This window comes from Rhodospirillaceae bacterium, assembly GCA_018662005.1.
Taxonomy (GTDB): Bacteria; Pseudomonadota; Alphaproteobacteria; order Rhodospirillales; family JABHCV01; genus JACNJU01.
This window is the reverse complement of sequence record JABJHA010000027.1, coordinates 95122-120073: the sequence shown is the minus strand read 5'-3', so window position 1 is coordinate 120073 and position 24952 is coordinate 95122. Positions and strand designations below refer to the sequence as shown.

At 56.5% G+C, this 24952-nt stretch carries 24 protein-coding genes and 1 tRNA gene; 14 read left to right on the top strand and 11 right to left on the bottom strand.

Annotated features, from left to right (window positions below):
- Both HOL66_12165 and HOL66_12160 read left to right on the top strand, forming a co-directional pair.
- The coding region (locus HOL66_12165; GenBank protein MBT5244986.1) for a nucleoside-diphosphate sugar epimerase at positions 1–164 on the top strand (164 nt) is incomplete at its 5' end.
- Between the two features lie 3 nt (positions 165–167).
- Complete coding sequence (locus tag HOL66_12160; GenBank protein ID MBT5244985.1) at positions 168–1118, top strand: Gfo/Idh/MocA family oxidoreductase; 951 nt, start codon at positions 168–170, stop codon at positions 1116–1118.
- Here the strand turns inward: HOL66_12160 and HOL66_12155 are convergent.
- The 4 genes from HOL66_12155 to HOL66_12140 all read right to left on the bottom strand — a co-directional run bounded on the left by HOL66_12155 (position 1107) and on the right by HOL66_12140 (position 2835).
- Positions 1107–1781, bottom strand: a complete 675-nt coding sequence (locus HOL66_12155) for a hypothetical protein (protein MBT5244984.1) — start codon at positions 1779–1781, stop codon at positions 1107–1109. The genes HOL66_12160 and HOL66_12155 overlap by 12 nt on opposite strands.
- 94 nt (positions 1782–1875) lie before the next feature.
- Positions 1876–2028, bottom strand: coding sequence for a hypothetical protein (locus HOL66_12150; GenBank protein ID MBT5244983.1), 153 nt, complete (start codon positions 2026–2028; stop codon positions 1876–1878).
- 107 nt (positions 2029–2135) lie between these two features.
- A tRNA-Ala gene (locus HOL66_12145) sits at positions 2136–2211 on the bottom strand.
- A 234-nt stretch (positions 2212–2445) separates the two neighbouring features.
- Positions 2446–2835, bottom strand: a complete 390-nt coding sequence (locus HOL66_12140; GenBank protein ID MBT5244982.1) for a TIGR02300 family protein — start codon at positions 2833–2835, stop codon at positions 2446–2448.
- A gap of 164 nt (positions 2836–2999) precedes the next feature.
- Here HOL66_12140 and aroA point away from each other — a divergent pair, with 164 nt between their 5' ends.
- The 12 genes from aroA to HOL66_12080 all read left to right on the top strand — a co-directional run bounded on the left by aroA (position 3000) and on the right by HOL66_12080 (position 14562).
- A complete protein-coding gene (gene aroA, locus HOL66_12135; GenBank protein MBT5244981.1) occupies positions 3000–4382 on the top strand; it encodes a 3-phosphoshikimate 1-carboxyvinyltransferase in 1383 nt (460 codons plus the stop codon).
- Complete coding sequence (locus HOL66_12130) at positions 4379–5044, top strand: (d)CMP kinase (protein ID MBT5244980.1); 666 nt, start codon at positions 4379–4381, stop codon at positions 5042–5044. Before aroA ends, HOL66_12130 begins: the two co-directional genes overlap by 4 nt.
- Positions 5045–5162: 118 nt before the next feature.
- Positions 5163–7145 carry a 30S ribosomal protein S1 gene (gene rpsA / locus HOL66_12125; GenBank protein MBT5244979.1) on the top strand — a complete coding sequence of 661 codons (1983 nt, stop codon included), beginning with the start codon at positions 5163–5165 and terminating at the stop codon, positions 7143–7145.
- Positions 7146–7235: 90 nt separating this feature from the next.
- Positions 7236–8147: a signal peptide peptidase SppA gene (gene sppA, locus HOL66_12120; GenBank protein ID MBT5244978.1), complete on the top strand. Its 912-nt coding sequence runs from the start codon at positions 7236–7238 to the stop codon at positions 8145–8147.
- A 54-nt stretch (positions 8148–8201) separates the two neighbouring features.
- Positions 8202–8480: an integration host factor subunit beta gene (ihfB, locus tag HOL66_12115; protein ID MBT5244977.1), complete on the top strand. Its 279-nt coding sequence runs from the start codon at positions 8202–8204 to the stop codon at positions 8478–8480.
- 6 nt (positions 8481–8486) lie between these two features.
- Complete coding sequence (locus HOL66_12110; GenBank protein MBT5244976.1) at positions 8487–8855, top strand: DUF1049 domain-containing protein; 369 nt, start codon at positions 8487–8489, stop codon at positions 8853–8855.
- A 54-nt stretch (positions 8856–8909) separates the two neighbouring features.
- Positions 8910–9629: an orotidine-5'-phosphate decarboxylase gene (gene pyrF, locus HOL66_12105; GenBank protein ID MBT5244975.1), complete on the top strand. Its 720-nt coding sequence runs from the start codon at positions 8910–8912 to the stop codon at positions 9627–9629.
- Positions 9626–10267, top strand: a complete 642-nt coding sequence (locus HOL66_12100) for a phosphoribosylanthranilate isomerase (protein MBT5244974.1) — start codon at positions 9626–9628, stop codon at positions 10265–10267. Before pyrF ends, HOL66_12100 begins: the two co-directional genes overlap by 4 nt.
- A 39-nt stretch (positions 10268–10306) precedes the next feature.
- Complete coding sequence (gene trpB / locus HOL66_12095; GenBank protein ID MBT5244973.1) at positions 10307–11527, top strand: tryptophan synthase subunit beta; 1221 nt, start codon at positions 10307–10309, stop codon at positions 11525–11527.
- Entirely contained in the window at positions 11527–12357 is an 831-nt protein-coding gene (locus HOL66_12090; GenBank protein MBT5244972.1) for a tryptophan synthase subunit alpha, read from the top strand. The genes trpB and HOL66_12090 overlap by 1 nt, the downstream gene beginning before the upstream one ends.
- Positions 12354–13277 carry an acetyl-CoA carboxylase carboxyltransferase subunit beta gene (locus tag HOL66_12085; protein ID MBT5244971.1) on the top strand — a complete coding sequence of 308 codons (924 nt, stop codon included), beginning with the start codon at positions 12354–12356 and terminating at the stop codon, positions 13275–13277. Before HOL66_12090 ends, HOL66_12085 begins: the two co-directional genes overlap by 4 nt.
- Before the next feature lie 25 nt (positions 13278–13302).
- On the top strand, positions 13303–14562 hold the full coding sequence (locus HOL66_12080; protein ID MBT5244970.1) for a bifunctional folylpolyglutamate synthase/dihydrofolate synthase: 1260 nt from the start codon (positions 13303–13305) through the stop codon (positions 14560–14562).
- 3 nt (positions 14563–14565) lie between these two features.
- Here HOL66_12080 and HOL66_12075 read toward each other — a convergent pair whose 3' ends face one another.
- From HOL66_12075 to tsaE, 7 genes are all read right to left on the bottom strand, one after another.
- The gene (locus HOL66_12075) at positions 14566–15756 is read right to left on the bottom strand and encodes an alanine--glyoxylate aminotransferase family protein (GenBank protein ID MBT5244969.1); all 1191 of its coding nucleotides are present in this window, start codon (positions 15754–15756) and stop codon (positions 14566–14568) included.
- 155 nt (positions 15757–15911) lie between these two features.
- A complete protein-coding gene (trxA, locus tag HOL66_12070) occupies positions 15912–16229 on the bottom strand; it encodes a thioredoxin TrxA (GenBank protein ID MBT5244968.1) in 318 nt (105 codons plus the stop codon).
- Positions 16230–16316: 87 nt separating this feature from the next.
- Entirely contained in the window at positions 16317–19742 is a 3426-nt protein-coding gene (gene addA / locus HOL66_12065) for a double-strand break repair helicase AddA (protein MBT5244967.1), read from the bottom strand.
- Positions 19739–22699, bottom strand: a complete 2961-nt coding sequence (addB, locus tag HOL66_12060; protein MBT5244966.1) for a double-strand break repair protein AddB — start codon at positions 22697–22699, stop codon at positions 19739–19741. Before addB ends, addA begins: the two co-directional genes overlap by 4 nt.
- The gene (locus HOL66_12055) at positions 22696–23427 is read right to left on the bottom strand and encodes a nucleotidyltransferase family protein (protein MBT5244965.1); all 732 of its coding nucleotides are present in this window, start codon (positions 23425–23427) and stop codon (positions 22696–22698) included. Before HOL66_12055 ends, addB begins: the two co-directional genes overlap by 4 nt.
- Positions 23424–24434: a phosphotransferase gene (locus HOL66_12050; protein MBT5244964.1), complete on the bottom strand. Its 1011-nt coding sequence runs from the start codon at positions 24432–24434 to the stop codon at positions 23424–23426. The genes HOL66_12055 and HOL66_12050 overlap by 4 nt, the downstream gene beginning before the upstream one ends.
- On the bottom strand, positions 24431–24889 hold the full coding sequence (gene tsaE, locus HOL66_12045; GenBank protein ID MBT5244963.1) for a tRNA (adenosine(37)-N6)-threonylcarbamoyltransferase complex ATPase subunit type 1 TsaE: 459 nt from the start codon (positions 24887–24889) through the stop codon (positions 24431–24433). Before tsaE ends, HOL66_12050 begins: the two co-directional genes overlap by 4 nt.
- Positions 24890–24952: the final 63 nt, after the last annotated feature.

The window sequence follows — 24952 nt, the reverse complement described above, 5'->3', positions numbered from 1 at the left end:
TCGTCGAATACCCCGACAGCTACCCGGCCGACGAACCCAATCGCCGCGCCCCCGATATCCGTAAAGCCAAACTGCAACTGGAATTCGCCCCTGCCGTCGATCTGGATGAAGGCCTGAAGCGTTTCCTCGACTGGGCCGACAGCGTCTATACCGGCGAGCAGTAGGATATGACGGCGGCCCCCCTCAGGCTTGGATTGATCGGGGCCGGGCGCTGGGGCCGGGTTTTTATCGAAACCCTGGAACATTTGGATACAGCTAACTTTGTCAGGCTGGCTTCCACAAACCCCGACAGCAGCACCCTGGTTGATGATCGTTGCGTCATTTCAAAGAACTGGCAAGACGTCGCCGGGGCCAATGATATTGACGGCGTTATCATCGCTACCCCGCCTGCCGTGCACGCGCAAATGGCCCATGCCGCCATTGCTGCGGGTAATCCGGTGTTGGTCGAAAAACCACTGACCCTGGATGTTGATCAAGCACGCGCTCTTCTCGATTTTGCCGAAAGCAAGGCGGCCATTGTCCATGTTGATCATGTTCACCTGTATCACCCGGCCTACCGGGCCTTGAAAAACGAAGGTCTGGGTCTGGGGCCGCTGCACGCCATTCGCAGTGGCGCCGGAAACAAGGGGCCGGTCAGGTCCGACGCATCTGTACTGTGGGACTGGGGCCCGCACGATGTGGCGATGTGCCTGGATCTGATGGGTGAGAAACCGACAGGCGTCTCAGCCCGTCTTGGCGAACAGCGTCAGGTTGAGGGTGGTATGGGTGAAAGTATCGCCCTGCAATTGACGTTTGCCGGCGGGCTTAAGGCTGATATCGGGCTCAGTAATATATTGGAAAAGAAAAAGCGTTTCCTGGCCGCCCATTATGACCACAAGAGCTTGATCTATGACGCTTGCGCACAGGACATGCTGGTCCTGGAACCTCGTCCCGACGACGCTAAATGCCTGCCCGAAGAGGCGACTGTCATTGATGTCCCGGATGTCATGGCCCTGGACCAGGTGCTAAAAGATTTCATGAAGGCGATCATAAAAGCAGAGACGGATCTTGCCGGTCTAAGGCTTGGGCTGGATGTGGTCGAAGTCCTTGATGACTGCGAGAAAGCCTTAAAAACCTAACTCCTGAAGTTCCTGCTTTCCGCACTCTTCTTCTTTTTTGGTTTTTTCCTGCTTGCCCAGTTCTCCCTGATTTTCATCCAGGGAATTGTATTTCCTGCTTTCAATGATGATTGTATGGGTCAACTCACCAGGCGCTTTCGGATTTTGGCTTAAAAAAGAATACTTAAGTCTTGAAATATCATCTTCGCCGATTTTAAAGAAATGCCCGGTGGGGACGATAAAATCAGTGATGCCACTGTAGTCGGACATGGCGTTCTTCACGGTTGAAATATTTTCAGCGCTGATGTCGTCGATATCATATTTTTCGTTTAGGCGGCTGGCGAACATTTCCGCGCTGACGGATGTTGCGGCGTAGGAAAATTCTTCCCTGACGACGCTCTGAACCCCGTCAATGAAAATCAGTTTGAATGTATAGTCCTGATCTTCCTGGTTTTTAACGGCCATAAATGATGTGCCGTTTTCTATGACCACATCGCCATCCTTGCAATGAGCCTTGTTTTCAAACGCTTCTATTTCAATTTCCGGGAATACTTTTTTAACATCCTCGAGGGAGTCTCCAAGCACGATCCCTTTGATATTAAACGGTTCTTGCGCATGGGCTGGTTGAGCTGCAAAAAAGCCGACGCTTAAAACAAAAACGATGCCTGGCACGCCAGCACTCACCTTAATTAACTCCTCGGCCCAAAGAATCCAGTTTCACAGACAGGCTACTACGGGCGGCAAAGGTTTGGATACGGTAACATGATGGTCAAATAAATTATGCCATTTCAGCAAAGCCAAGAAGCACTGGCACGAGAATGGAAAAAGCGACGAAGAAGAGGATCGCCAGCACATCTGTGTTATTAACAATGAAGGCCTTCAGCATGTCTTTATCCTTTAGCAAGGGTTTGGCAATGTTGAAGGTGATCATGCACGATCTTCAATGAACCATCCGTGAGGATGGCGTTAATCTCGGGTTCAGGTTGGCCAGACACAAAAAAGGGCCAAGCTGTATTGACAGCTAAGCCCTTGAATTATTGGTGGAGCCGAGGGGAATCGAACCCCTGACCTCTACAATGCCATTGTAGCGCTCTCCCAACTGAGCTACGGCCCCATTGTTTTGGGTGATGTTTCGGCAAGCGACGGATACATACGGGCGGCGGCGTTTCAAGGCAAGGGAAAAATGACCGAAGCGCTAGAGCCGATCACACTTAAAGGGAATCATGACTTGATTCAGTTTAAGTGTGTGAATCGGCTCACTCTTAAAAAATCGATCAGTTTTTCACGTTTCGTGCGAACACAACGTGTTCAAACGACACGTCAACTGATCTAGCGCAAGCCCGGTGGCTTATTTGTCGCCGACCCCGTCGTCAACATGTTCGAGTACTTCGGACAATTCATCTGAGTCCTCGCCAATGTCCGAGGTGTCTTCCATCAGGCCATCGTCCTGATCCTCTTCCAGTTCGGCTTCCAGATCATCGACCTCGTCATCCGTTTTGGCCTCGCCGTCGTCCGACGGCGCTTCAGGTGTCTCGGCGGCAACCGGTGCGGCCTCGGGACTGGGCGTCTCAACGACGACAACTTCCTCCGGTACAACAGCAGCGCGTTTGACTCTTGGCTTGGCTGTTTTGAAGGCCTCACCGCATTTGGGACATACGGAGGGGTTTTTGTTTAAATCAAAAAACCGCGCTTCGCATTTCTTGCAAGTTTGCTTTTGTCCAAGATTAGGCTTCTTCACCCGTGCTCCTCCGTCATAGGTCAAATCTTTTTAGATAGTGCCAAGTGCCATTTTCTGGGCCCCCTGTCAAAAGCAAAAATGCATTGCTTGAATTCAAACCTTCAAGTCAACCCTACCTTTGGCCCCTCGATTTGTGCTAGAGAGCGCGTCATACATTTTTTCGTATGGCAGGGAAGCCATTGCTCAATCAGGATTTTTTTGGGAAAACCCACGTGAAACCGCAAAAATCACAAGTTGTAAAAAGCCTTACCGGAACGATTCAGACGCCCGGAGATAAATCTATCTCTCATCGGGCATTAATGATCGGCGGACTGGCTGTCGGCGAAACAAACATCGAAGGGTTGTTGGAAGGTGAAGACGTTCTGGCAACCGCTACGGCGCTTCGCGCGCTCGGTGTTTTTGTCGAAAAAAAGGCTGCCGGTACGTGGCGGGTCCGGGGTTTGGGGGTGGGTGGATTGCAAGAACCGGGCTCTATCCTTGAGATGGGCAACTCGGGAACCGCAGCGCGCCTTTTGATCGGCGTCCTTGCCGGGCACCCAATGAGTGCGACGCTTTCTGGTGATGTCTCGTTGAGCGGCCGCCCCATGGGGCGTGTCACCGAACCGTTGTCCCTTATGGGGGCGCACTTCCAGTCACGAAGCGGCGGTCGTCTGCCGTTGAGTATTTCCGGGTTGGCCGATCCGCAACCCATCGACTATCAATTACCTGTCGCCTCAGCCCAGGTGAAGTCGGCCATTCTGTTAGCCGGTCTTTCCGCACCAGGGATTACCAGCGTCGTAGAACCCAAGCCGACCCGTGATCACACGGAACGGATGCTGCGCCACTTTGGCGCCCAGGTGGACGTCGAGGATTTGGCGGACGGCGGACGGCGGGTCAGTGTTCATGGGCAACCGGAACTCGTCGCCCACGATATTATTGTCCCCGGCGACATTTCTTCCGCCGCCTTCCCCATGGTTGCCGCCTTGACTGTCCCCGGCTCAAAGATCAGCCTTCCCGGTGTTGGTATCAATCCGCTGCGCGCCGGTGTGATCGAAACATTAAAGGAAATGGGCGGCGCGGTGACATATGAAAATGAACGCCGCGAAGGCGGTGAAGCTGTCGCCGATCTGAGTGTTGAAAGTTCAGCCTTGCAAGGCATTAGCGTGCCGGCAGGTCGCGCCCCTTCGATGATCGATGAATATCCCATTGTCGCCGTCGCCGCCGCCTGCGCAAAAGGGACGACACGGCTTGAGGGCTTAAGTGAGCTTAGGGTCAAGGAAAGTGACCGCCTGGCCGGCATGGCGCGCGGCCTTAGGGCTTGCGGCGTGGAGGTCGAGGAAGGGGACGACTTTCTGGTCATTGACGGCACCGGCGCCCCGCCCAAAGGCGGCGCCCATATTCAGACAGAACTCGATCATCGTATCGCCATGTCGTTTCTGGTTTTGGGTATGGTCACCGCCGAGCCCGTCACCATTGATGACGGTGATCCCATCGAGACCAGTTTTCCTGGCTTCACCACGTTAATGAACGGCCTTGGCGGAAAAATTGAAGGAGATTTAAATCAATGAACAAGCGCCCCAAAATTATCGCCATTGATGGCCCGGCCGCCGCCGGCAAGGGAACACTGGCGAAAAGGCTGGCCGATCACTTTCAGCTGGAATTGCTCGATACGGGTCTTTTGTACCGGGCGGTTGCCGGAAAAGTCATCGATATTGGCGTTGAAATCGCCGATGACCCGGAAACCTATAGCGTCATTGCCGGTCAAGCGGCACACGGGCTGATCCCTGCAGACCTTGAAGTTGACGGCCTGCGCACGGATCGGGTGGCCCAGGCGGCGTCCAAGGTTTCGGCCCTGCCCGAGGTTCGCGCGGCCTTGCTCAGCTTCCAGCGAAATTTCGCAGAACACCCGCCAAATGGGGCCCAGGGGGCTATTTTGGACGGTCGTGATATCGGCACCGTGGTTTGTCCCGAAGCCGATGTGAAGTTGTTTATTTCCGCATCAACAGAAATCAGGGCAAAAAGACGCTTTAAAGAGTTGCAGGAACGGGGCGTCGAAGCTATATATGCCCGCGTTCTGGACGACATGAGAGAGCGAGACGCCCGTGATACGGGTCGTGATGCCTCTCCACTGGTAGCAGCAGACGATGCACTTGTGCTCGATACCAGTGATCTGGACGCCGATCAGGCTTTTGCTGCGGCGCTGGATTTCATCGAAACCCGGAGCACTTGAGACAAGACGAAAAGACGGCTTCCTCGCGTGGTGTGGGGTGGCTTTAACTGTTTCCGCTGAAAGACCGCCGGAACCAACCGGCTGGCCGGAAGAATATTTTTTATAAGGATACCAGATCATGGCTCCTGCAAATCAGGCAAGCACAGAAGAAACCCCGTTCGATACTGGCGAAAATTTCGCCGACCTCCTCAATGAATCACTTGGTGCCGGCAACCCGTTTGAAGGGTCAGTCGTAAAAGGCACTGTCGTTGCCGTTGACGGCGACGCCGCGACCATCGATGTCGGATTGAAATCCGAAGGGCGCGTTGATTTAAAAGAATTCGCCGTTCCCGGTCAGGACACGGTCATTAATGTTGGCGACACCATCGACATATTTGTCGAGCGCTATGAAGATAAAGAAGGCATCGTCCGCCTGAGCCGCGAGAAGGCCCGTCGTGAAGAGGCCTGGAGCGAGCTTGAAACCTCGTTCAATGCCACCGAACGTGTCAACGGTGTGATCTTCGGGCGCGTCAAGGGCGGCTTCATTGTCGATCTTTCCGGCGCCGTCGCCTTCCTGCCGGGCTCACAGGTTGATATTCGCCCGGTTCGCGATATCTCGCCGTTGATGGGCACGCCGCAACCGTTCCAGATTTTGAAAATGGATCGCCAGCGCAACAACATCGTTGTCTCGCGCCGCGCCGTACTTGAAGAAACCCGCGCCGAAGAGCGTGGCGAGCTGATTTCCAACCTGACCGAGGGTCAGGTTCTGGAAGGCGTCGTCAAAAACATCACCGATTACGGCGCATTCGTCGATCTGGGTGGCGTCGATGGCCTGCTGCACGTTACCGACATCGCCTGGCGTCGTATCAACCATCCGTCCGAAGCCCTGCAGATCGGCCAGACCCTGAACGTTCAGGTTATCCGCTTCAATGCCGAAACCCAGCGCATCTCGCTTGGCATGAAACAGCTTGAAGCCGATCCGTGGGAAGGTGTTGACGGGAAATTCCCGGTTGGCGCCAAGTTCAACGGTCGTATCACCAACATCACCGACTACGGCGCATTTGTCGAACTTGAACCCGGCGTTGAAGGCCTGGTCCATGTTTCGGAAATGAGCTGGACCAAAAAGAACATCCATCCCGGCAAAATCGTCTCGACCAGCCAGGAAGTCGAAGTCATGGTCCTCGACACCGATCCCGAAAAGCGCCGCATCTCGCTTGGTCTCAAGCAGTGTGGTTCCAACCCGTGGGAAGATTTCGTCGAAAATCACACCACCGGTTCGGAAGTCGAAGGCGAGATCAAGAACATCACCGAATTCGGTCTGTTCATCGGCCTTGCCGGTGGCATCGATGGTATGGCCCATCTTTCCGACCTGTCGTGGGATAAATCCGGCGAGGATGCCCTGGCTGAATACAAAAAGGGCGATATGGTCAAGGCCAAGGTTCTTGATGTTGATATCGAGAAGGAACGTATTTCACTTGGCATCAAACAACTGACGGAAGATCCGTTCAAGGGTGAAATCGCAACCCTGAAGAAGGGAGCGGTCGTTACCTGTACGGTTAGCGCTATTACCGATGGCGGCATTGAAGTCAAAGTTGGCGAAGGCCTGACAGGCTTTATTCGTAAAGGAGACCTGTCGCGTGAACGCAGCGAGCAACGTCCTGACCGGTTTGCCACGGGCGACAAGGTTGATGCCAAGATCATGCAGATCGACAGTGCCAGCCGCAAGCTGACCCTGTCTGTCAAAACCCTTGAAGCCGCAGAAGAAAAGAAAGCGATGAAGGAATTCGGATCTTCGGATTCCGGCGCATCGCTGGGTGATATTCTGGGTGCGGCGATCAGGGAAAAGCAGGACACTGCCGACACCGAAGAAGAAAAACCGGCCAAGAAGGCTGCGCCAAAGAAAGCCGCAGCGAAAAAGGCTAGCAAAGCCGATGAAGAAGCCGATGAGGCAACCGGCGACGCTGAAGAAGAAAAACCGGCAGCGAAGAAGGCTGCGGCTAAAAAGCCGGCGGCGAAAAAGCCTGCGGCAAAGAAAGCAGCACCTAAAAAGGCAGCAGCCAAGAAAGCAGCCCCGAAAAAGGCTGCCGCCAAGAAAACGACAAAGAAAGACGAAGAGAAATAATCCTCTTTGTATCCGGTTGCGGCCTGAAGCGGGTTTCTTTAATCAGCTTCAGGCCCGTTCCGGCTTTTGAATTTTAGCAGCGGAGGGAAGATGTCACTCGATGCTGATTACCTGGTCGAACGCCAGCGCCTGAAACGCCGCCTTTTGCTGTGGCGGATTGTCGCCCTTGTTATTATTGGCGGGGTTGCCCTTTCCACATTTACCGATATCAAAAACATCACCGGTGGTGACCATATCGCGCGCCTGAACGTCAGCGGCATACTGGTTGATGATCTGGATCGCGAACAGGCACTGGATGAGCTAAAAAGCGATGCAGAGGTACTGGCGCTGATCGTCAGGATCGACAGCCCCGGCGGCACCATTGTTGGCGGTGAAAGCCTGTATCACCAGTTAAGGGCGGTCGGCACCGAGAAGCCGGTTGTCGCGGTAATGGGCTCGATGGCTACGTCGGCAGGTTATATGACGGCCCTTGGCACCGATCATCTGTTTGCCCGTGAAGGCTCGCTCACCGGTTCCATCGGCGTGTTGATGCAAACCGCCGATGTAACGGGCTTGCTGGAAAAGATCGGCGTCAAGCCCGACACCATCAAGAGCGGTCCCTTGAAGGCCCAGCCCAATCCGCTGGAAGTCACCACACCTGCAGCCCGTCAGGCGATCAAGGACGTGGTCATGGATATGTACGGGATGTTTGTCGAGATGGTTGCCGAACGCCGCAACATGGATTTGGGGCAGGCAAAAGCCCTGGCCGACGGCCGCGTCTACAGTGGCCGACAGGCTTTGGCCAATGGTTTGATTGACGCGATCGGCAGCGAGACCGAGGCTGTTGACTGGCTTGAGAAAACAAGGGAAATCCCCGCTGGCCTTGCCATTCGCAACGTCGTTATCGAGCGTCCGGGGCAGGCCTGGCAGAACTTTATTAACGGATTGGTCGGAAAAACACTGTTTTCAGAAAGACTTACACTTGACGGCTTGATCTCGCTTTGGCACCCTGAGAGGTGGTAAGTCTAAGTATCCGGGCCAAATGCTGGCTCAAACGATGGATGGAGGTAGGCGGCGATGACTAAATCTGAATTGATCCAGCGTCTGGCTGATGCAAACCCGCACCTTTACCAAAGGGATGTGGAACGGATCGTGACCACCATCTTCGATGAAATCACGACGGCGTTGGCAGGTGGGGACCGGGTCGAATTACGTGGTTTCGGTGCATTCTCCGTCAAGCAGCGTGGTTCCAGGGTTGGTCGCAACCCGCGCACCGGTGAAGCGGTCAATGTTGCCTCAAAACACATTCCGTATTTTAAAACCGGTAAACAACTTCGCGAAAAACTCAACGGGTAGAATTTCGTGGCCCGTTTCCTTTCATGGATTTTAATGGTTCCGCTGGCGGCGGTCGTCGTTGCCTTTACGATATCCAACCGTGGCATGGTTCATCTGAACTTGTGGCCGACATCCTATAGCCTCGACGTTCCCGTCTTTGCCGCTGTGCTGGCCGCCGCTGTTGTCGGCTTTTTGGCGGGCGCCATCGTTTCATTCGCCGCCGCCGGTGGCAGGCGCGCCCGCAATCGTCAATTGATGCGGATGCTGGAAAATTCCAAACGTGAAGAAGGGCTTCTTCGCGAGCGAATCAAAAAACTTGAAACCACCCTCGCCGAGGATCAACCCTCCGCCCCGGTTTCAGCTGTTCCTTTGCTGACAAAAAAAGACGCAGCATAAACACTGCCATCACCGTGCTGGCCTTTGCCTGCGCAAACGGTTAATAAATCGGTTATGAGTAAAATTCTTCCTCACGAACGAACCTTTGTCGCGCTGGACACTACTGATCTGGCCCATGCCCTGAGCTTGGCCAAAAGCCTTAGTGGCCACGTTGGCGGCATGAAGGTCGGCAAGGAATTTTTCACCGCCTGTGGCCCCGATGGGGTCAGGGCGGTTACCGAATGCGGGATGCCGGTTTTTATGGATACCAAATTCCACGACATCCCCAACACGGTTGCTGGGGCTGTACGCGCGGCGCTGCCACTAAAACCGTACATACTGAATGTTCACGCGTCGGGCGGCGAAGTGATGATGCGTGCCGCAGCACAGGCCGTCGCCGAAGCCGGAGAAGGACGCCCTTTGCTGATTGCGATCACCGTTCTGACATCCATGGATGAAAGTGATTTGCAAGATGTTGGCGTCGACAGTGCGGTTCCCGATCAGGTTCTCAGACTGGCCACCCTGGCTCAATACAGTGGCCTCGACGGTGTTGTCTGTTCGGCCCGCGAGGTCGAGGACCTGCGCGAGCATCTGGGCAAGGACTTCAAGCTGGTGGTGCCTGGCATCAGGCCCAAGTGGGCTGCCAGCGACGACCAGAAACGGATCGTCACCCCGGCCGCCGCCATCGCCATTGGCGCTGATTATCTGGTTATTGGCCGTCCCATCACCGGTGCCGCCGATCCGGTCGAAGCGGCCGACAAGATCGCCGCCGAAATCGCCGCTGGGGTGTCGTGACCATCAACGTAAAAATTTGTGGCCTGAGCACACCGGCAGCCGTCCGCGCCGCCGTTCAGGGTGGCGCCAGCCATGTCGGCTTTGTTTTCTTTGCCGCTTCGCCGCGCGCCGTAACCCCGGATGTGATGGCCGCTTTGAGTATGCCGGTACCCGCCGCAATCACCCGCGTCGGCCTGTTTGTCGATGCGTCATTTGATGAAATTGCCGCCGCCGTCGCCACCGGCAGTCTCGATATGCTGCAACTTCACGGGGCCGAGACGCCGGGCATGGTGGCCCAGATCAAGGAACGTTTCAAACTGCCGGTGATGAAGGCGGTGGCCATTGCCAGCGACGAAGATATTGCGACAGCCAGGCTTTATGAAATCACTGCTGACAGGTTGTTGTTTGATGCCAAACCGCCACCGGGGGCGGATCGTCCGGGCGGCAATGCGCTTTCGTTTGACTGGCGACTGATTGCCGATCAGGAATGGTTATTGCCGTGGATGCTGGCCGGTGGCCTGGAGGCTTCAAATCTGGCCGAGGCGATCACCACCAGTGGTGCGACGGCTGTCGATGTATCGAGCGGCGTCGAAGACGAGCCTGGCGTTAAAAACCCTGAAAAAATAAAAGAATTGCTGGCCTTGGCGGGAACTCTTTGATCTCGCCCCACTTTATGGTTTATTACGCGGCTTATGACGATGAACACACTCAACACATTCCGGGCCGGACCCGATGAAGACGGACGTTTTGGCATTTATGGCGGACGCTTTGTCGCCGAAACCCTGATGCCGCTCATTCTCGAGCTTGAGCAAGCTTATGAGACGGCCAAGGACGATCCCGAATTCGCCAGCCAGATGGACTATTACTTCGCCCAGTACGTTGGCCGACCGAGCCCGCTCTATTTTGCCGAACGCCTGACCAGGCAGCTTGGCGGCGCCAAAGTGTACTTCAAGCGCGAGGACCTCAATCACACCGGCGCCCACAAGATCAACAACTGCATCGGCCAGATCCTGCTGGCCAAGCGTATGGGCAAAACCCGCATCATCGCCGAAACCGGCGCCGGTCAGCACGGCGTTGCGACAGCGACGGTCTGCGCCCTGTTCGACCTTCCTTGCGTTGTTTACATGGGGGCCAAGGACATTGAACGTCAGGCACCTAATGTGTTTCGTATGCAAATGCTGGGGGCCGAGGTCAGGCCCGTCACCGCCGGTTCAAAAAGCCTGAAAGACGCCCTCAACGAAGCCCTGCGTGACTGGGTCGCCAACGTGGATGATACTTTTTACATTATTGGAACCGTCGCCGGTCCACACCCGTTTCCGGCCATGGTCCGGGATTTCCAGTCGGTTATAGGCGAGGAAACCCGCGAACAGATTCTCGCAAGCGAAGGCAAACTTCCCGATACCCTGGTCGCCTGTATCGGTGGCGGCTCAAACGCCATGGGATTGTTCTTCCCGTTCCTTGATGACAAGGACGTGGAAATCATCGCTGTCGAGGCGGCTGGCAAGGGCATCGAAACCGGCGCGCACGCGGCTTCGCTTAGCGCTGGCAGGGCCGGTGTATTACACGGCAACCGCACCTACCTGTTGCAGGACGATGACGGGCAAATTACCGAAGCCCACTCCATTTCCGCAGGCCTTGATTACCCCGGCATCGGACCGGAGCATTCCTGGCTGCATGACATCGGACGGGCCCAGTATGTCTCGATCACTGACGACGAGGCGATTGAGGCCTTTCAATTGTGCACCCGCCTTGAAGGTATCATCCCGGCCCTGGAATCCGCGCACGCCATCGCCCATGTCATGAAAATCGCCGCAAGTTACCCGTCCGATCACGTTATCGTCATGAATATGAGTGGCCGCGGTGACAAGGATCTCAACACGGTGGCCAGCGCCACCGGCATGACCTTCGGGGTCGAATGATGGAAGAAAGAATCGCTAAACGCTTCGCCAAATTGGCCGAAGAGGGTCGCGGCGGACTTGTCACATTTTCAAGCGCCGGTGATCCCGATTATGACACATCCCTGGAACTTCTGATGGGTATCGGTAAGGCCGGGGCCGACTTGATTGAACTGGGGATGCCCTTCAGCGACCCCATGGCCGACGGCCCGGCAATTCAGTTGGGTTCAAATCGCGCCTTGAAGGGTGGCCATACCATGGAGCGGACTCTCGACATGGTGCGCGCCTTCCGCAGCGAAGACGATGAGACGCCGATTATTCTGATGGGCTACTACAACCCTATTTATATTTACGGGGTCGATAAATTTCTTAAAGACGCCAAAGAGGCCGGTGTCGATGGCCTGATTGTTGTTGATCTGCCGCCGGAAGAAGAAAGCGAATTGTGCGTGCCTGCACTGGCCGCCGGTATTAATTTCATTTTCCTGACAGCGCCGACAACCGATGACGTACGCCTGCCGCGGGTTATGGAAAAGGCCAGCGGATTTGTCTATTACGTCTCCATCACCGGTATCACCGGCACCGCCTCGGCTTCCGCCGCTGACATCGCGACCGCTTACAAGAGATTGAAATCACACACTGATTTACCAATTGCCGTAGGCTTTGGCATCAACACACCTGAACAAGCCGCCGCCGTTGCCGAAATTGCCGACGCCGCCGTTGTCGGTTCCGCACTGGTCAACGTCATCGCCGCCAGTCTGGATCATGATGGCAAGGCGCAAGCCGGGCTGGTTGACAAGGCGCTGGGATTTGTCCGCGATCTGGCGCAAGGTGTCAGAAAAGGATCGCCTATATGAACTGGTTGAAAAATATTGTTCGCCCGAAGCTCAAACGGCTGGTCGGCGGTCAGAAAGAAATTCCCGACAATCTTTGGCACAAGTGCCCCAGTTGTGAAGAAATGATCTTTCACCGTGATCTGGAACAAAATTTACGGGTTTGCCCGCATTGTGGTCACCATATGCGCTTAAGCGCCGAGGCGCGCCTGAAAATCCTGTTTGATGATGGCAAATATCAAAGCATCGAACTGGCCGATGCCATTGCCGATCCGCTGAAATTCCGTGACCGGCGCAAATATACCGACCGCCTGAAAGAAGCACAGGCCAAAACCACCCTTAAGGATGCGTTGATTGTCGCCCACGGACGGATGGGCGGACTTAATGTCGTTATTGCCGCCCTCGATTTTTCGTTCATGGGTGGCTCCATGGGTGTTGCCGTCGGTGAAGGGTTGGTCTCCGCCGCCCGTCTTGCCGTGGTTCAGGATGCATCGTTGATCGTGGTGCCGTCGTCCGGCGGTGCGCGTATGCAGGAAGGCATCTTGTCGCTGATGCAAATGGCCAGAACGACCATTGCCGTCGAGGAAGTCAAGGAAGCAGGGCTTCCCTACATTGTGGTTTTGACTGACCCGACCACGGGCGGTGTCTCAGCCTCCTTCGCCATGCTTGGCGATGTGGCGATTGCCGAAACCGGGGCTGTTATCGGTTTTGCGGGCGCCCGTGTTATTGAACAGACAATCCGCGAAAAATTACCCGAAGGGTTCCAGCGCGCCGAATATCTTCTCGATCATGGCATGGTCGATATGGTGGTCCGCCGCCAGGATTTACGCGACACCCTTGTCCGGGTGATTGGCCTGCTCATCAATACCGGCCCGGCAGGTGACGTGCTTGCAATTCCACCGGTTGTTGCTGACGTCCCGGCGTTGGAGAGCCCCGCTGATTGACGGCGACGCCATTTTAGACCGTTTGATGGATCTACATCCCAAGGTTATCGATCTGACTTTGGGTCGGGTTGAAACCTTGCTTGCGCGTCTGGGCCATCCCGAACGGCAGTTGCCGCCGGTCGTTCATGTCGCCGGGACCAACGCCAAGGGATCGCTGATCGCGTTCATGCGGGCGATGCTGGAAGCCGCCGGTTACAAGGTCCATGTCTATTCCTCGCCACATCTTGTGCGCTTTAACGAGCGAATCCGGCTTGCAGGCTCACTGATTGAAGATGACCATCTGGCGAGCGTTCTTGAAGAGTGTGAAAACGTCAACGCCGGTGATCCGATTACCTATTTTGAAATCACCACGGCGGCTGCTTATTTGGCGTTCTCTAAAACCCCTGCCGATGTGGTGTTGCTGGAAACCGGGCTTGGGGGCAGGTTGGATGCGACCAATGTTATCGACAAACCGGCCCTGACAGTCATCACCCCGGTGTCCATGGATCATCAGCAATACCTGGGTGAGACCCTGCTTGAAATCATCACCGAAAAGGCCGGTATTGTGAAGCCGGGTGTTCCTTGCCTTTCGGCCAAGCAGGAACGCAAGGTGGAAAAGAAATTCCGTACACTGGTTGAAGATGCCGGAGCGCCTTTATCAATTGAAGGCAAGGACTGGCATGTGCGCAAATCGACAGGCGGCATGGTCTTTGAAAGCACCCGCGACGGTGAAAAGACGAGCCGCGAATTTTGCAGGCCTGCTCTTGCAGGTTCACACCAGCTCAGGAACGCCGGTCTTGCCATTGCCGCACTGGACCGTCTTGAAGGCTTTACTGTTCCCGACAGCTCCATCGCCTTAGGCTTAAGAAGTGTCGACTGGCCGGCCCGCCTGCAACGCCTGAAAAGTGGTCCCCTGGTTGATATGTTGCCCGAAGGCTGGGAATTGTGGCTCGACGGCGGCCATAACGCGGCGGCCGCAAAAACCATTGCTTCCCATGCACGCGGGTGGCGCGACGAACCGCTACATATGATTTTCGGGATGCTCAACTCGAAAGATCCGAGTGACTTCCTGACCAGTCTGGAAGGCCGTCTGGGTCAGTTTCGCGGCGTCACCATACCGGGTGAGGAAAATAGCCTAAGCGCCGAGGAAGTCTCCAGCACGGCCTTAACTTGGCGCATGGAGGCGGCCCCGGCAGAAAGTGTGGCGGCGGCCCTCGCGGATATCATCAAGCAGGGGCAACCAGCCCGCGTACTGATCGCGGGATCACTTTATCTGGCTGGAACTGTATTGAAAGACAACGCCTGAGCGTTACCCGGCAAACAGAATACTCTGTGCCACCGGCACGGCCTTGCCTTTGATGATGTCCACGCCCATGTCGCCAAGGGTGCCTTCCATGGCGCTTAAAGCCAGGATGACGTGTGCCGGGGTTGAACTGTCGCCCATAAGACCTATACGCCAGACCTTGCCAGCCAGGCTGCCCAGACCAGCGCCGATTTCCAGATCATAGTTTTCAAGCAGGCGGCGACGAACCTCGGGCTTGTCGACGCCTTCGGGAACCTTGACGGACGTTAGCTGCGGCAGGTGCTCTTTCTCATCGACCAACAGTTCCAGACCAAGGCCTGTAAAACCGGCGCGCAAGGCGTCGCTGTTCTTGCGGTGGCGTGTCCAGGCCGCTTCGATGCCTTCTTCGCGCAGCATAACCAGTGATTCGTGAAGGCCATACAGGGCATTTACCGGGGCCGTGTGGTGGTAGGTGCGCGGCGCATCGTCGCCTTCGCTCCAGTAATTCATGACCAGCGACAGATCCAAAAACCAGCTTTGTACCGGGGTATTGCGGTCCCTGATGACCTGGACAGCCTTGTCGCTGAAGGTTACCGGGGAGATTCCCGGCGCGCAAGACAGGCATTTCTGCGAACCCGAATAAACCGCGTCCGCACCCCACTGATCAACCAGAACAGGGCAACCGCCTAGTGAAGTAACTGCGTCGACGATGGACAGAGCACCATGTTCGGCGGCCAGGGCGCACAGTACCGCCGCGTCGGACAGCACGCCTGTTGACGTTTCGGCGTGGACAAAGGCCAGCGCCTTGGCTCCCGGGTTGGCTTTCAGGGCGTCTTCGACTTTGCTCACATCAACGGCCTTGCCCCATTGATCTTCGACCATCACCGCCTTTGCACCCATTCGTTCGACGTTTTCCTTCATGCGGCCACCAAAGACGCCGTTCTGGCAAACGATAACAGTGTCGCCGGGTGAAATCAGATTGACGAAGCAGGTTTCCATGCCAGCGGACCCGGGTGCCGATACGGGCAGGGTCAGATCATTCTCGGTTTGAAAGGCGTAGCGAAGTAATTCCTTGATTTCCTCCATCATGGTGACGAAGGCCGGGTCAAGGTGGCCGATGGTCGGTCGCGCCATGGCTTGCAGCACCCGTGGATGAACATCGGAAGGGCCGGGGCCCATCAGGACACGCCTGGGCGGATTAAAGGATGTAATGGCCATGGCAGGGGTTCTCTCACGGTTGTTGTTTGTATCGCGAGAGATATAGTCAGCGTTTGGACCTAGGGCCATACCACTTTCCGTATGGTGAGATGCACGCCCAAAAGACCCACCCGTTAGGGCGGTTTTGGCCTTACTTGAGGCTTAAAAGTTAAAAATCAGATGACCGACTGAACCCACTCGACCAGTTTCCCTTTTGGCAGAGCGCCAATTTTTGTCGCCGCGACCTGGCCGTCCTTAAATAACATCAACGTTGGAATGCCGCGCACACCATACTGCGAGGGAACGGTCGGGTTTTCGTCAATATTGAGCTTGGCAACGGTCACTTTGCCTTCCATTTCGGCGGCGATTTCTTCCAGGGCCGGGGCGATCTGTTTGCAGGGGCCGCACCATTCCGCCCAAAAATCAACGATAACCGGCAAGGAAGAATTCTTAACGTCGGCTTCAAACGAATCATCGGTGACGGCTATCTGCATCTACTGGGTCCTATCAAAATCTTTAAAATAAGCTGATCTGTTGATCAGAAGAATCTTACCTGAATCTAGGCAGCCGTTTCCCCTTCGTCAAGGTGCGTACTGATCAAGAATGTCATCGGGCAAAGACATCAGGCGCGGACCATCGGTCCAGGCCAGAATACAGCTGACAGAGCGGCCCGGATAGATCAGTCGTAACAACGACCGATAGAGCGCCATTTGCCCCAAATAGGCTGGTGCAACGTCATCAGGGTTGGCCGGTGGCGGCCTGTTGGTCTTGTAATCGATGATCGTGATGTTGTTATCGCCGATAGTCAGCCGGTCGATGCGGGCTGATACTGTTCGCCCCTTAATCAAGCCGCTTATGGGCACTTCAGCCAGGGAACCCGGTCCAAACAGGGCGGCGAATTCAGGATTTTCAAGAACCGCCATGACCTCACCCGTGATGGCGCCTTGCTGGTCGGGCTCAAGGTTATGCACGGGCCGGGACAGGTATGTCGCCGCCGCTGTCCGCCAGTTGCCCGGCGAGATCGACGGCAGGCTTTCAAGCAGGCGGTGGATCAGGGTGCCGCGTTTGAAGCGTGCCCCGTCATCGCCATCAAAGGGCGAACGCACAGCGGGTTCTGTATCTTCTGACAGGCGTGACGGGCTTAAGGGCGTCGCCGGTTCGGGTTCCCCAGCCGGTGGCTGCAAGGCCCAATCCGGCAGGGTGACAGGATCGCCGGGACCTGCGACATCGCTCTCAGGTTTGCCATCAGGTTCTGCGTCTTGCTGATTTGATACCCTGAGGACGGTTTCGCCGCCGGGCAGGGTGACGTTTTCAGCGACACCTTCAAAGGCGGTTTCAATCAAATTGTACCAGCAATCCTCGTGCGGTTTGTTCCTGCCTTCCCAGCCGCCGATATAGAGCCTGTCCCGGGCCCGGGTCATGGCTACATATAACAGGCGGCGGTATTCCTGGGCCCGTTTGTCGGCGGCGTCTTCGGAAAGGGCGGCTGTCAGGCTTTCTTCCTGATCCTTATGGGGGGCCCACAGCAGCGCTTTTTCGGGATCACGAACCCAGCGCAATTTTGATTCATGTCGCGCCGTCGGCACCGAACAGGTATCAGGCAAAAAGACAATATTGCCCTGTAATCCTTTTGATCCATGCACGGTCATGACACGGACTTTCCCCTGACCCGTTTCAAGATCGCGTTTGATCTGGGTTCGACCGGCTTCGATCCAGCTTAAGAATCCCTGCAACGAGGGCACATGTTCACGCTCGTAATCCAGCGCCAACCCTAAAAACTCATCAATCGGATCATCGGCTTCCGTGCCCAGGCGGGCAAGCAACTGGCGTCTGCCACCTTCGGGCCCGAGCACCTGAGCATAAAACTCAAAGGGCGGCATAAAATCGGCCCGGGCCAGAAATTCCGACAGGCGGTCTGTCGCCTCGGCGTATTTGGGATTGTCGGCAGCGGCTGCTTTGAGCGCCGTCCAAAGGGTGCCGGTGCGCTTATGGCAAAGGGGGAACAGGTCTTCGTTATCGTTAAAGCCGAACAGTGGCCCTTTCAGGACAACGGCCAGGGTCAGATCGTCTTCGGGCAATAACAAAAAACGCCCCAACGCCAGCAAATCCATGACCGCCAGTTGTTCGCTCAAGACCATACGGTCGGCCCCGGCGACAGGGATGCCGCGCCCTTTTAGGGTATTGACCATTTTTTCGGCGAAGCTGCCGCGCTGGCGAACCAAAATCATAATATCGCTCTCGCGAATGGATCGTCCCGCCGATAGCAATTCCTCGCCGCTTTCGCGCCAGCCGGCGATGGTGTCAGCGATACGAACGGCCATGCGGTCTTCCGGGCTATCGACGGCGACCCGATCAAGCGGTGCGTCCCAGGGCTTAACTTCGATGGCCTCGCCCGGTTTCATGGTCGGCCACAGTTCGACCAATCCGGCCTGACCGTCCCGCGCCCAGTGATGGGTAATCGGCTTGTTATCGAATGTCAGCCCTTGGCGCGCGGTGTCATGGCTGAAAACATCATCAACGGTCCTCAATACCGATTTGGTCGAACGATAGGATCTTTCCAACTCCACCGGCGAGAAGATTTTTCCGGCGTCGCTGGCGAGGTTTTTGAAATACTCACTCATGTGGCCAAACATGAACGGGTCGGCGCCCTGGAAGCTGTAGATCGATTGCTTTTCGTCACCGACGGCAAAGACCGTGCGTTCTCCTTCGCGGGCTCCGGCACCCGCAAAAAAGTCCCCGGCCAACGCCTTGATCACATCCCACTGTTCGGGGCTGGTGTCCTGGGCTTCATCGACCAGAATGTGGTCGAGGCCACCATCGAGCTTGTAATGGACCCATGAGGCACCGCCTTCGGCTTGCAACAGGTCGCGGGCTTTGAGGATCAAATCGTCGTAGTCGAGCAGGGCGCGCGCTTCTTTCAGGTTCTCGAATGTATCAAGCAGGCGGTGGCCGATGTGAATAAGGGCTTCGCTGGCCTGAAAAACTCTTGCCGCCCGGATGCGGGCATTGATTGCCATCAGACGGGCCTGTTCATCGAGCATGGCCTGAAGGCTGTCAGGATGAGCGTCAGCAACTTTTTTGGTCATCAGGGTTTTGCGTTCGGTATTGGTTTTTGTCAGAAAAACAAGCTGATAGTTATCTTCAAACTGTTGACAGCGGGTGCCGGTGTCACTTATTAGCCAGGCTTGAAAAGCAGCGGCCTGTTTCTGTTCTTTCGCGGTGCCTTGCAAAAGCGCTTCCGCCGCTCCCGTCAGGGCCTGCTTGTCGAAGCTGACATCTTTGCAAGCGTCTTCGATGATCGTTTGCGGGCTCTCCCCTTGTTCCAGACCCATGGCCCGCCGTGCCGCCTCGATGACGCCTTGGCCTGAACCATAGCGAACAAACAAACCACGCAAATGCGACCGCTTGGACGACAGATCGGTCATCAGGCGGGTGAAACTTTCTTCATTCAGCAAGCTCGCCATAAGTCTTAAGGCGGCCGCGACATTGCCGGATTCTTCCTGCACGGCCTGTCCCAGTAGATGGTTGCGGGCCTCCGCCATCAATTCGGCGGCGGTGCGTTCGTCAATCACGGAGAAATGCGGCGCGATACCCGCCTCGACAGGGAAGCGGCCAAGCAGGGATTCGCAAAACGCGTGGATGGTGCGGATTTTCAGGCCGCCGGGTACATCGAGGGTTTCGGCGAACAGCCTGCGGGCCGGGGCCAGTAAATCATCTTCAGGGGGTTTGCCGAGAAGTGCGGAAATTTCGGCCCTCAGATCACTTTCCCGGGCCACCGCCCAAGCGCCCAGGCGCTCGGAGAGGCGGGTCGCCATTTCGGCGGCGGCGGCTTTGGTGAACGTCAAGCACAAGATACGCTCCGGGCGAACCCCTTCGAGCAAAAGCCGGGTGATGCGATCAGTCAGGACCTGGGTTTTGCCGGTCCCGGCATTGGCTGATACCCAGACCGATACTTGTGGGTCAGCCGCTGTTACCTGGGGGCCAGTGCGGGTTTGCGGGGCGTTCATCGTTCGTCCTCCCCGTCGTCTCCGGCCATCCATTCCTTGACCCGGGCGAGATGGTCATAGTCACCGAAACGGCTGGAAAACATCGGGATGGGGCGCGACAGGTAGGGGGTGCTTTCGTCATCGAAATCGGCGACCCGTTTTTGCAATCCCTGCAGGGCGTCGCCAGCCAGGGTTTCGACATCTTCGGATACACCGCTTTCCTTGCCGGGTTCGCGTCCACCCGAAAGCTGCATATAGACAAGTTCGGCAACATCCTGGGCGGTGACGCCGCCAAAATTACCCGCCGCGGCCATTGCCGCTTCCAGAGTCAATTGCGGGGTCAGGCCGCTGAGCATTTGTTTTTTGGAAGGCACGCCACCGGTTTTGTAATCGATAATGGCCAGCCCGCCATCCTTTAAGCGGTCAATGCGGTCGGCACGCGCCTTCAGGGTAAAGTCACCACCGGGAGCGGAAAACGTCATCTCGGCGCTGGTTTCGGTCTTAAGCGGTGTTCGTCCGGAGAGACGTTTCTGGCGTTCGTTATCAATAAACCAGTCGGCAATACGCTCGAAACGGGGCCACCAGAAAGCGCGAACGGCGGCATTGGTCATTTGCTCGTCGAAAACTTCTGCACCGACCCGCAGCAATTCATCATAGGCTTTTTCGGGAAAGTCATCCGGCCAAAGTTTGATGAAACGATCCAGCGCCTCATGGACGACAATGCCCCGTTCGGCAGCCCCCGGATCGGCGTCAATGGGATCAAGAACATTGAGGTCAAGAATGCGGCGGGCGTAAATCGAATAAGGATCGCGTATCCAGGTCTCGATCTGGGATACGGACATCTCGCGGGGGCGGCTGGAAAGCGGCGGTTTTGGCAACGGTTCGGCGGGCTCAAGCGTGTGCTCAGGCAGGTCGATGGCGGCAAACAGCTGCCGGATTTCAGTTTGCGGGCGTAAGGTCTCTTCAAGCACTGTTCCCTTGATCAGGGTTTGCAGCCGGAGCAGCCAGCGTGAAGGTACGCTCGGTGAGCCACCGCTGCGGGCGGCGCGGCTGATAATAACGTGGCGCCCTGACGCGGCTTGCGTGAAATCATGGGCGGTCAGGCCGAGGCGACGTTCCGGCTGGGAAAGCCCGAACGCCTCAAGCATGGGTCGGCTCATCCATGGGCTGGCCTGGGCTTCGGGTGGCCAACTGCCTTCATTGAGGCTGCCAAGGATCATCACATCGGCGTGCTGCAGGCGGGCTTCAAGAAGCCCCCAGATATGCAGGCGGGGGTGGCGCCCGTAACGAGGGCGGTGGGCACGCGGTCCCAGCAAGGCATCGAAAAGGGCCGGGTATTGCCAGGGCTCAACATCATCAAGAGTGTCTGCGGCGTCACTCAGTTCGGCAATGAAACCCGCAAGCGCCTCGCCATCTTCATGCGCCCAAAGCCGGGACGCACCGACCTTCTCGTTACTGGCGGCAAGAGCTTCGGCTAAATCTACATGTGCTTTAAGCAGATATTTTAACGGTGTCGCCTTGTCATTGAAGCGGCCAAACACCCCCTCAAGACAATCAATAAACTGATCCAGCCCGCGAACCTTGTCTGGCTTTACCTCGGTCAAGGCGGTACGCAACCCGTCAAAGCCGGGTCCGGGTCTTGGTCCGCGCAGGAGCGTTCGTTCAAGATGCCGCACCTGAGCGCGGAAGGCGACAGGGCTCATCCCGGCGGCTGCAAATGGATGCTTGAGCAGGGCGAGCAGCCCGACAGGGGCCATGTCGTCAGTGATAACGCGGGCGCACAGGCGCAGAAAGACGCCCGCTGGTGTTTCTGCCAAGGGTCGCCCCGCGGAATCATCGACGTCAATATGCCAACGCCCAAGTTCGGCAGTGACCCTTCTGGCCAGGGCTCTGTCCGGTGTCACAAGGGCTGCGGTTTTTCCCTTTGTTTCAAGAACTTGCCGCATGGTCAGGGCGATCATTCCGGCTTCGGTGCGTTCACTGTCGGCTTCTATCGTGGTCACGCCATCAAGCGCTGTCGTGTCCGGTTCCGGCCTGTCTTGCCAACTGTCGGTGACGCTGGCCGGGATCAGGGCGTCATTGATAAGGTGGGCTCGTGATGGCGGGGCAACGGCTTTCACAGGCGACGGCCAGTCTGTGACATCGCCACGATCGACAGCTAAAGTGTTAAGCAATTTAGCCAGTCCGTATTGCGGATGGGTCGGCTCAAGGGCTTCCCAGACACGCTCATCGGCGTCCGTGTCCAGGCCCGGCAATACCAGCATGCCGCCCGGCATTTCGGCGATGACTTTAAGCAGGTCGGCGGTGGCCGGGATCGAGCCGGTTGAACCGGCAGCGATGACAAGACCATCCGGCGGTTTGTCACGCCATAACGCCGCTTGCGTATCCAACAACTGGTTGCGGCGCTGGGTCGGGTCGAGGACCCCTTCGCTGGCCAGAATGGCAGGCCAGTTGTCGGTCAGGATGGTCAGGAATTCCAGGGTTTGTTGCCAATGTCCCGAAAGGCCGTCACCGGTAACAAGTTTTTCAAGGCCGTCAAAAGACAGTCTTTCGGTCTGCACCTGATCGAGAAGGCGGGCCAGTTCCTGGGCCAGTCTGGCGGCTTGATCAGGGGTGGTCTGGCTGTCTTTGCGGGCCAGGATCAGGCGGCTCAGCAATAACTGTCGGCGCAGACCGGAAATTGCCGGGGGGATGTCGAAGGCGGTCTCGCCGCCAAAACCGTCGTCATCTGCAAAAGCCAGCTCATCCTCGTCAATATCACCAAGTGGCGTCATTTTGGGAAGCAGCATCGGCTTGCCATCGCTTAAACGCAGGAAAGCCTCGCTTAAAGAGCGGCAGGCGCGCCGGGTCGGCAGCAATACGCTGACTTTTGTCAGGGCTTCGGGGGCGTCGCCGGTTTTCTCGAGGATGCCCGCCGCCAGCGCGTCAAGGAAAGGAACCCCGGCCGCAATGGTGTAAACGGCGGGCTTGCCGGTCATCTGTGTTTGATCCCCGAGTAACGAAGCCGCATGTAGGACTCGGCCTCCTGCAATGCGTCGGGGGTGCCGACATGGAACCATTCACCGTCGTGGACCATTCCGTAAAGGCGATCATTTTCCATAGCTTTGTCATACAGAACGTTCAGGGAAAAGGCTCCTTCCGGGGCGCCTTTGAACAGCCTTGGGTGGAGAATTTGTACGCCGGTGAACAGATAAGGCGAGACCTCGCATTCGGGCCTGCGCGAAAGAAGACCCAGCGGGTCGACACAAAAATCACCAAGACCGTTATAGCCATAGGCATCGACGGTCGAATGGAGCATCAGCAGGGCGTCCATTTTCTCGTCGTCCCAATGTTTCAGCATCCGTGTCATGGCGTTTTGTAATCCGTTTAACCACAGGGTATCACCGTTACAGGCAAAAAACGGTCCGTCTCCCAGCATATGAAGGGCGTGGGCGATACCGCCGCCGGTTTCAAGAATCGGGTCTTCTTCAGAAAACAGGATTTCCAGATCGTCGCGCTTTTTAAGATGTGCGTGCACCACTTCGCCCAAATGATGGGTGTTGACGACGACGCTTTCGACACCGCCATCTTTCAGGCGGTCAATGGTGCGATCAATCAGGGTTCGCCCCAGCACCTGAACCATCGGTTTAGGGGTGGTGTCGGTGATCGGCCTGAGGCGCACCCCGAAACCGGCGGCCAGAACCATGGCGCGTTTTAGAACCGTCATTTTGGAAGCTCCGGAATAACCCGCATGGGGGCGGGCATGTGAGTGTCAAACCAGTCTTTCATTTCGCCAAGCGCGGGGTTTTCAAGCGCCGCCTCCAACAACCGCCAGACCCTGGGAATATGGACCAGATAATCCGGTTTGCCATCGCGCTGACAAAGCCGGGTAAAAATACCGATGACCTTGGCGTGACGCTGGGCCGCCAGAATGCTGAAGGCGGTACGGAAGGCATCACCGTCGAGATCAGGAAAGGCGGCAAGGTAGCGTTCCATCATGGCGGTCTTTAATCCTTCGCCCAAATCGCGGCGGGCGTCCTCAAGTAACGACATCAGATCATAGGCCGGATGGCCGACCACGGCGTCCTGAAAATCGAGCAAACCGCAGGCCCGAATTCCATCGCGCTTTGACAACCATAGCAAATTATCGACGTGGTAGTCGCGTAACACCAGTGTCTTTGGCCCGTTGTGGACAAGGGAGAAAAGGTGCAACCAGATGTCACCGTAGGCGCGTCGCACATCTTCTGAAAGCCCTTCGCCAGTGAAGGCAGGATAGGTCCATTGGGGTGCCAGAAAGGCCTCATCGAGCAGGCGTCCGTTTCCGTAAGGTGGTAGCCCCGGCGGGACGGCTTCGTCCATGGGGCGAGAATGCAGATCGATCAGCACATCAACGGCGCGCCCGTACAAAGCCTGCTCGTCGCCACCGGCTTCGAGCACGCGGGTATAGGTGTCGTCACCCAGATCTTCCAAAAGCAGCAGGCCAGCCTCTTCATCGGTAGCCAGAATTTCCGGTGCTGAATAACCTAGGCCGTTTAAGTGCCGGGCGATTTTGATGAAGGGACGGGTGTCTTCTTCAGGCGGCGGCGCGTCCATTAATACGGCAACGCGATCACCCGCAACAATGCGCTCATAACGTCGAAACGAAGCGTCACCCGCCAGATGTGAACGGGCGGCTTCAGCCCAGCCCTGGCTGGCAAGAAAGTCTTCAATCTGGGTGTCTCGCCGGGCCGTCATAAGGATACCTCTGCCAGGCGTTGATCCCACTCATCGCTTGCAGAAATGACGCATGAGCGCTGCATTTCCGATCCGCCATAACTTAAAGTCACCTCAAGGTGCTGGCGGGGCAGATAGGGGCCAAGCCTTTCGGGCCACTCAATCAGTGAAATACCGTCTGAGAAAGCATCGTCGATATCCAGCTCCAGCGCTTCTTCGGGGTCTTTCAGTCTGTACAGGTCGAAGTGATGGAGGGTCCGTTCGTCATCCAGATCATAGGTTTGCACCAGCGTGAATGTCGGGCTGGGCACTTCGGTATCAGCCCCACACAAGGCACGGATAAAGGCGCGCGCGAACACCGTCTTGCCAGTACCAAGGTCACCTTTTAGGGCGATCACATCACCGGCACGGGCGACGCGGCTTAAAGCGCCCGCCAGCGCCTGCGTTGCCTGCTCGTTCTCAAGCTCGATTCTGATGTCGCTCTGCCTTTCACATGATGCAGATTGGGGTTACATTGTACGCAACCTGTTTACCCTTTT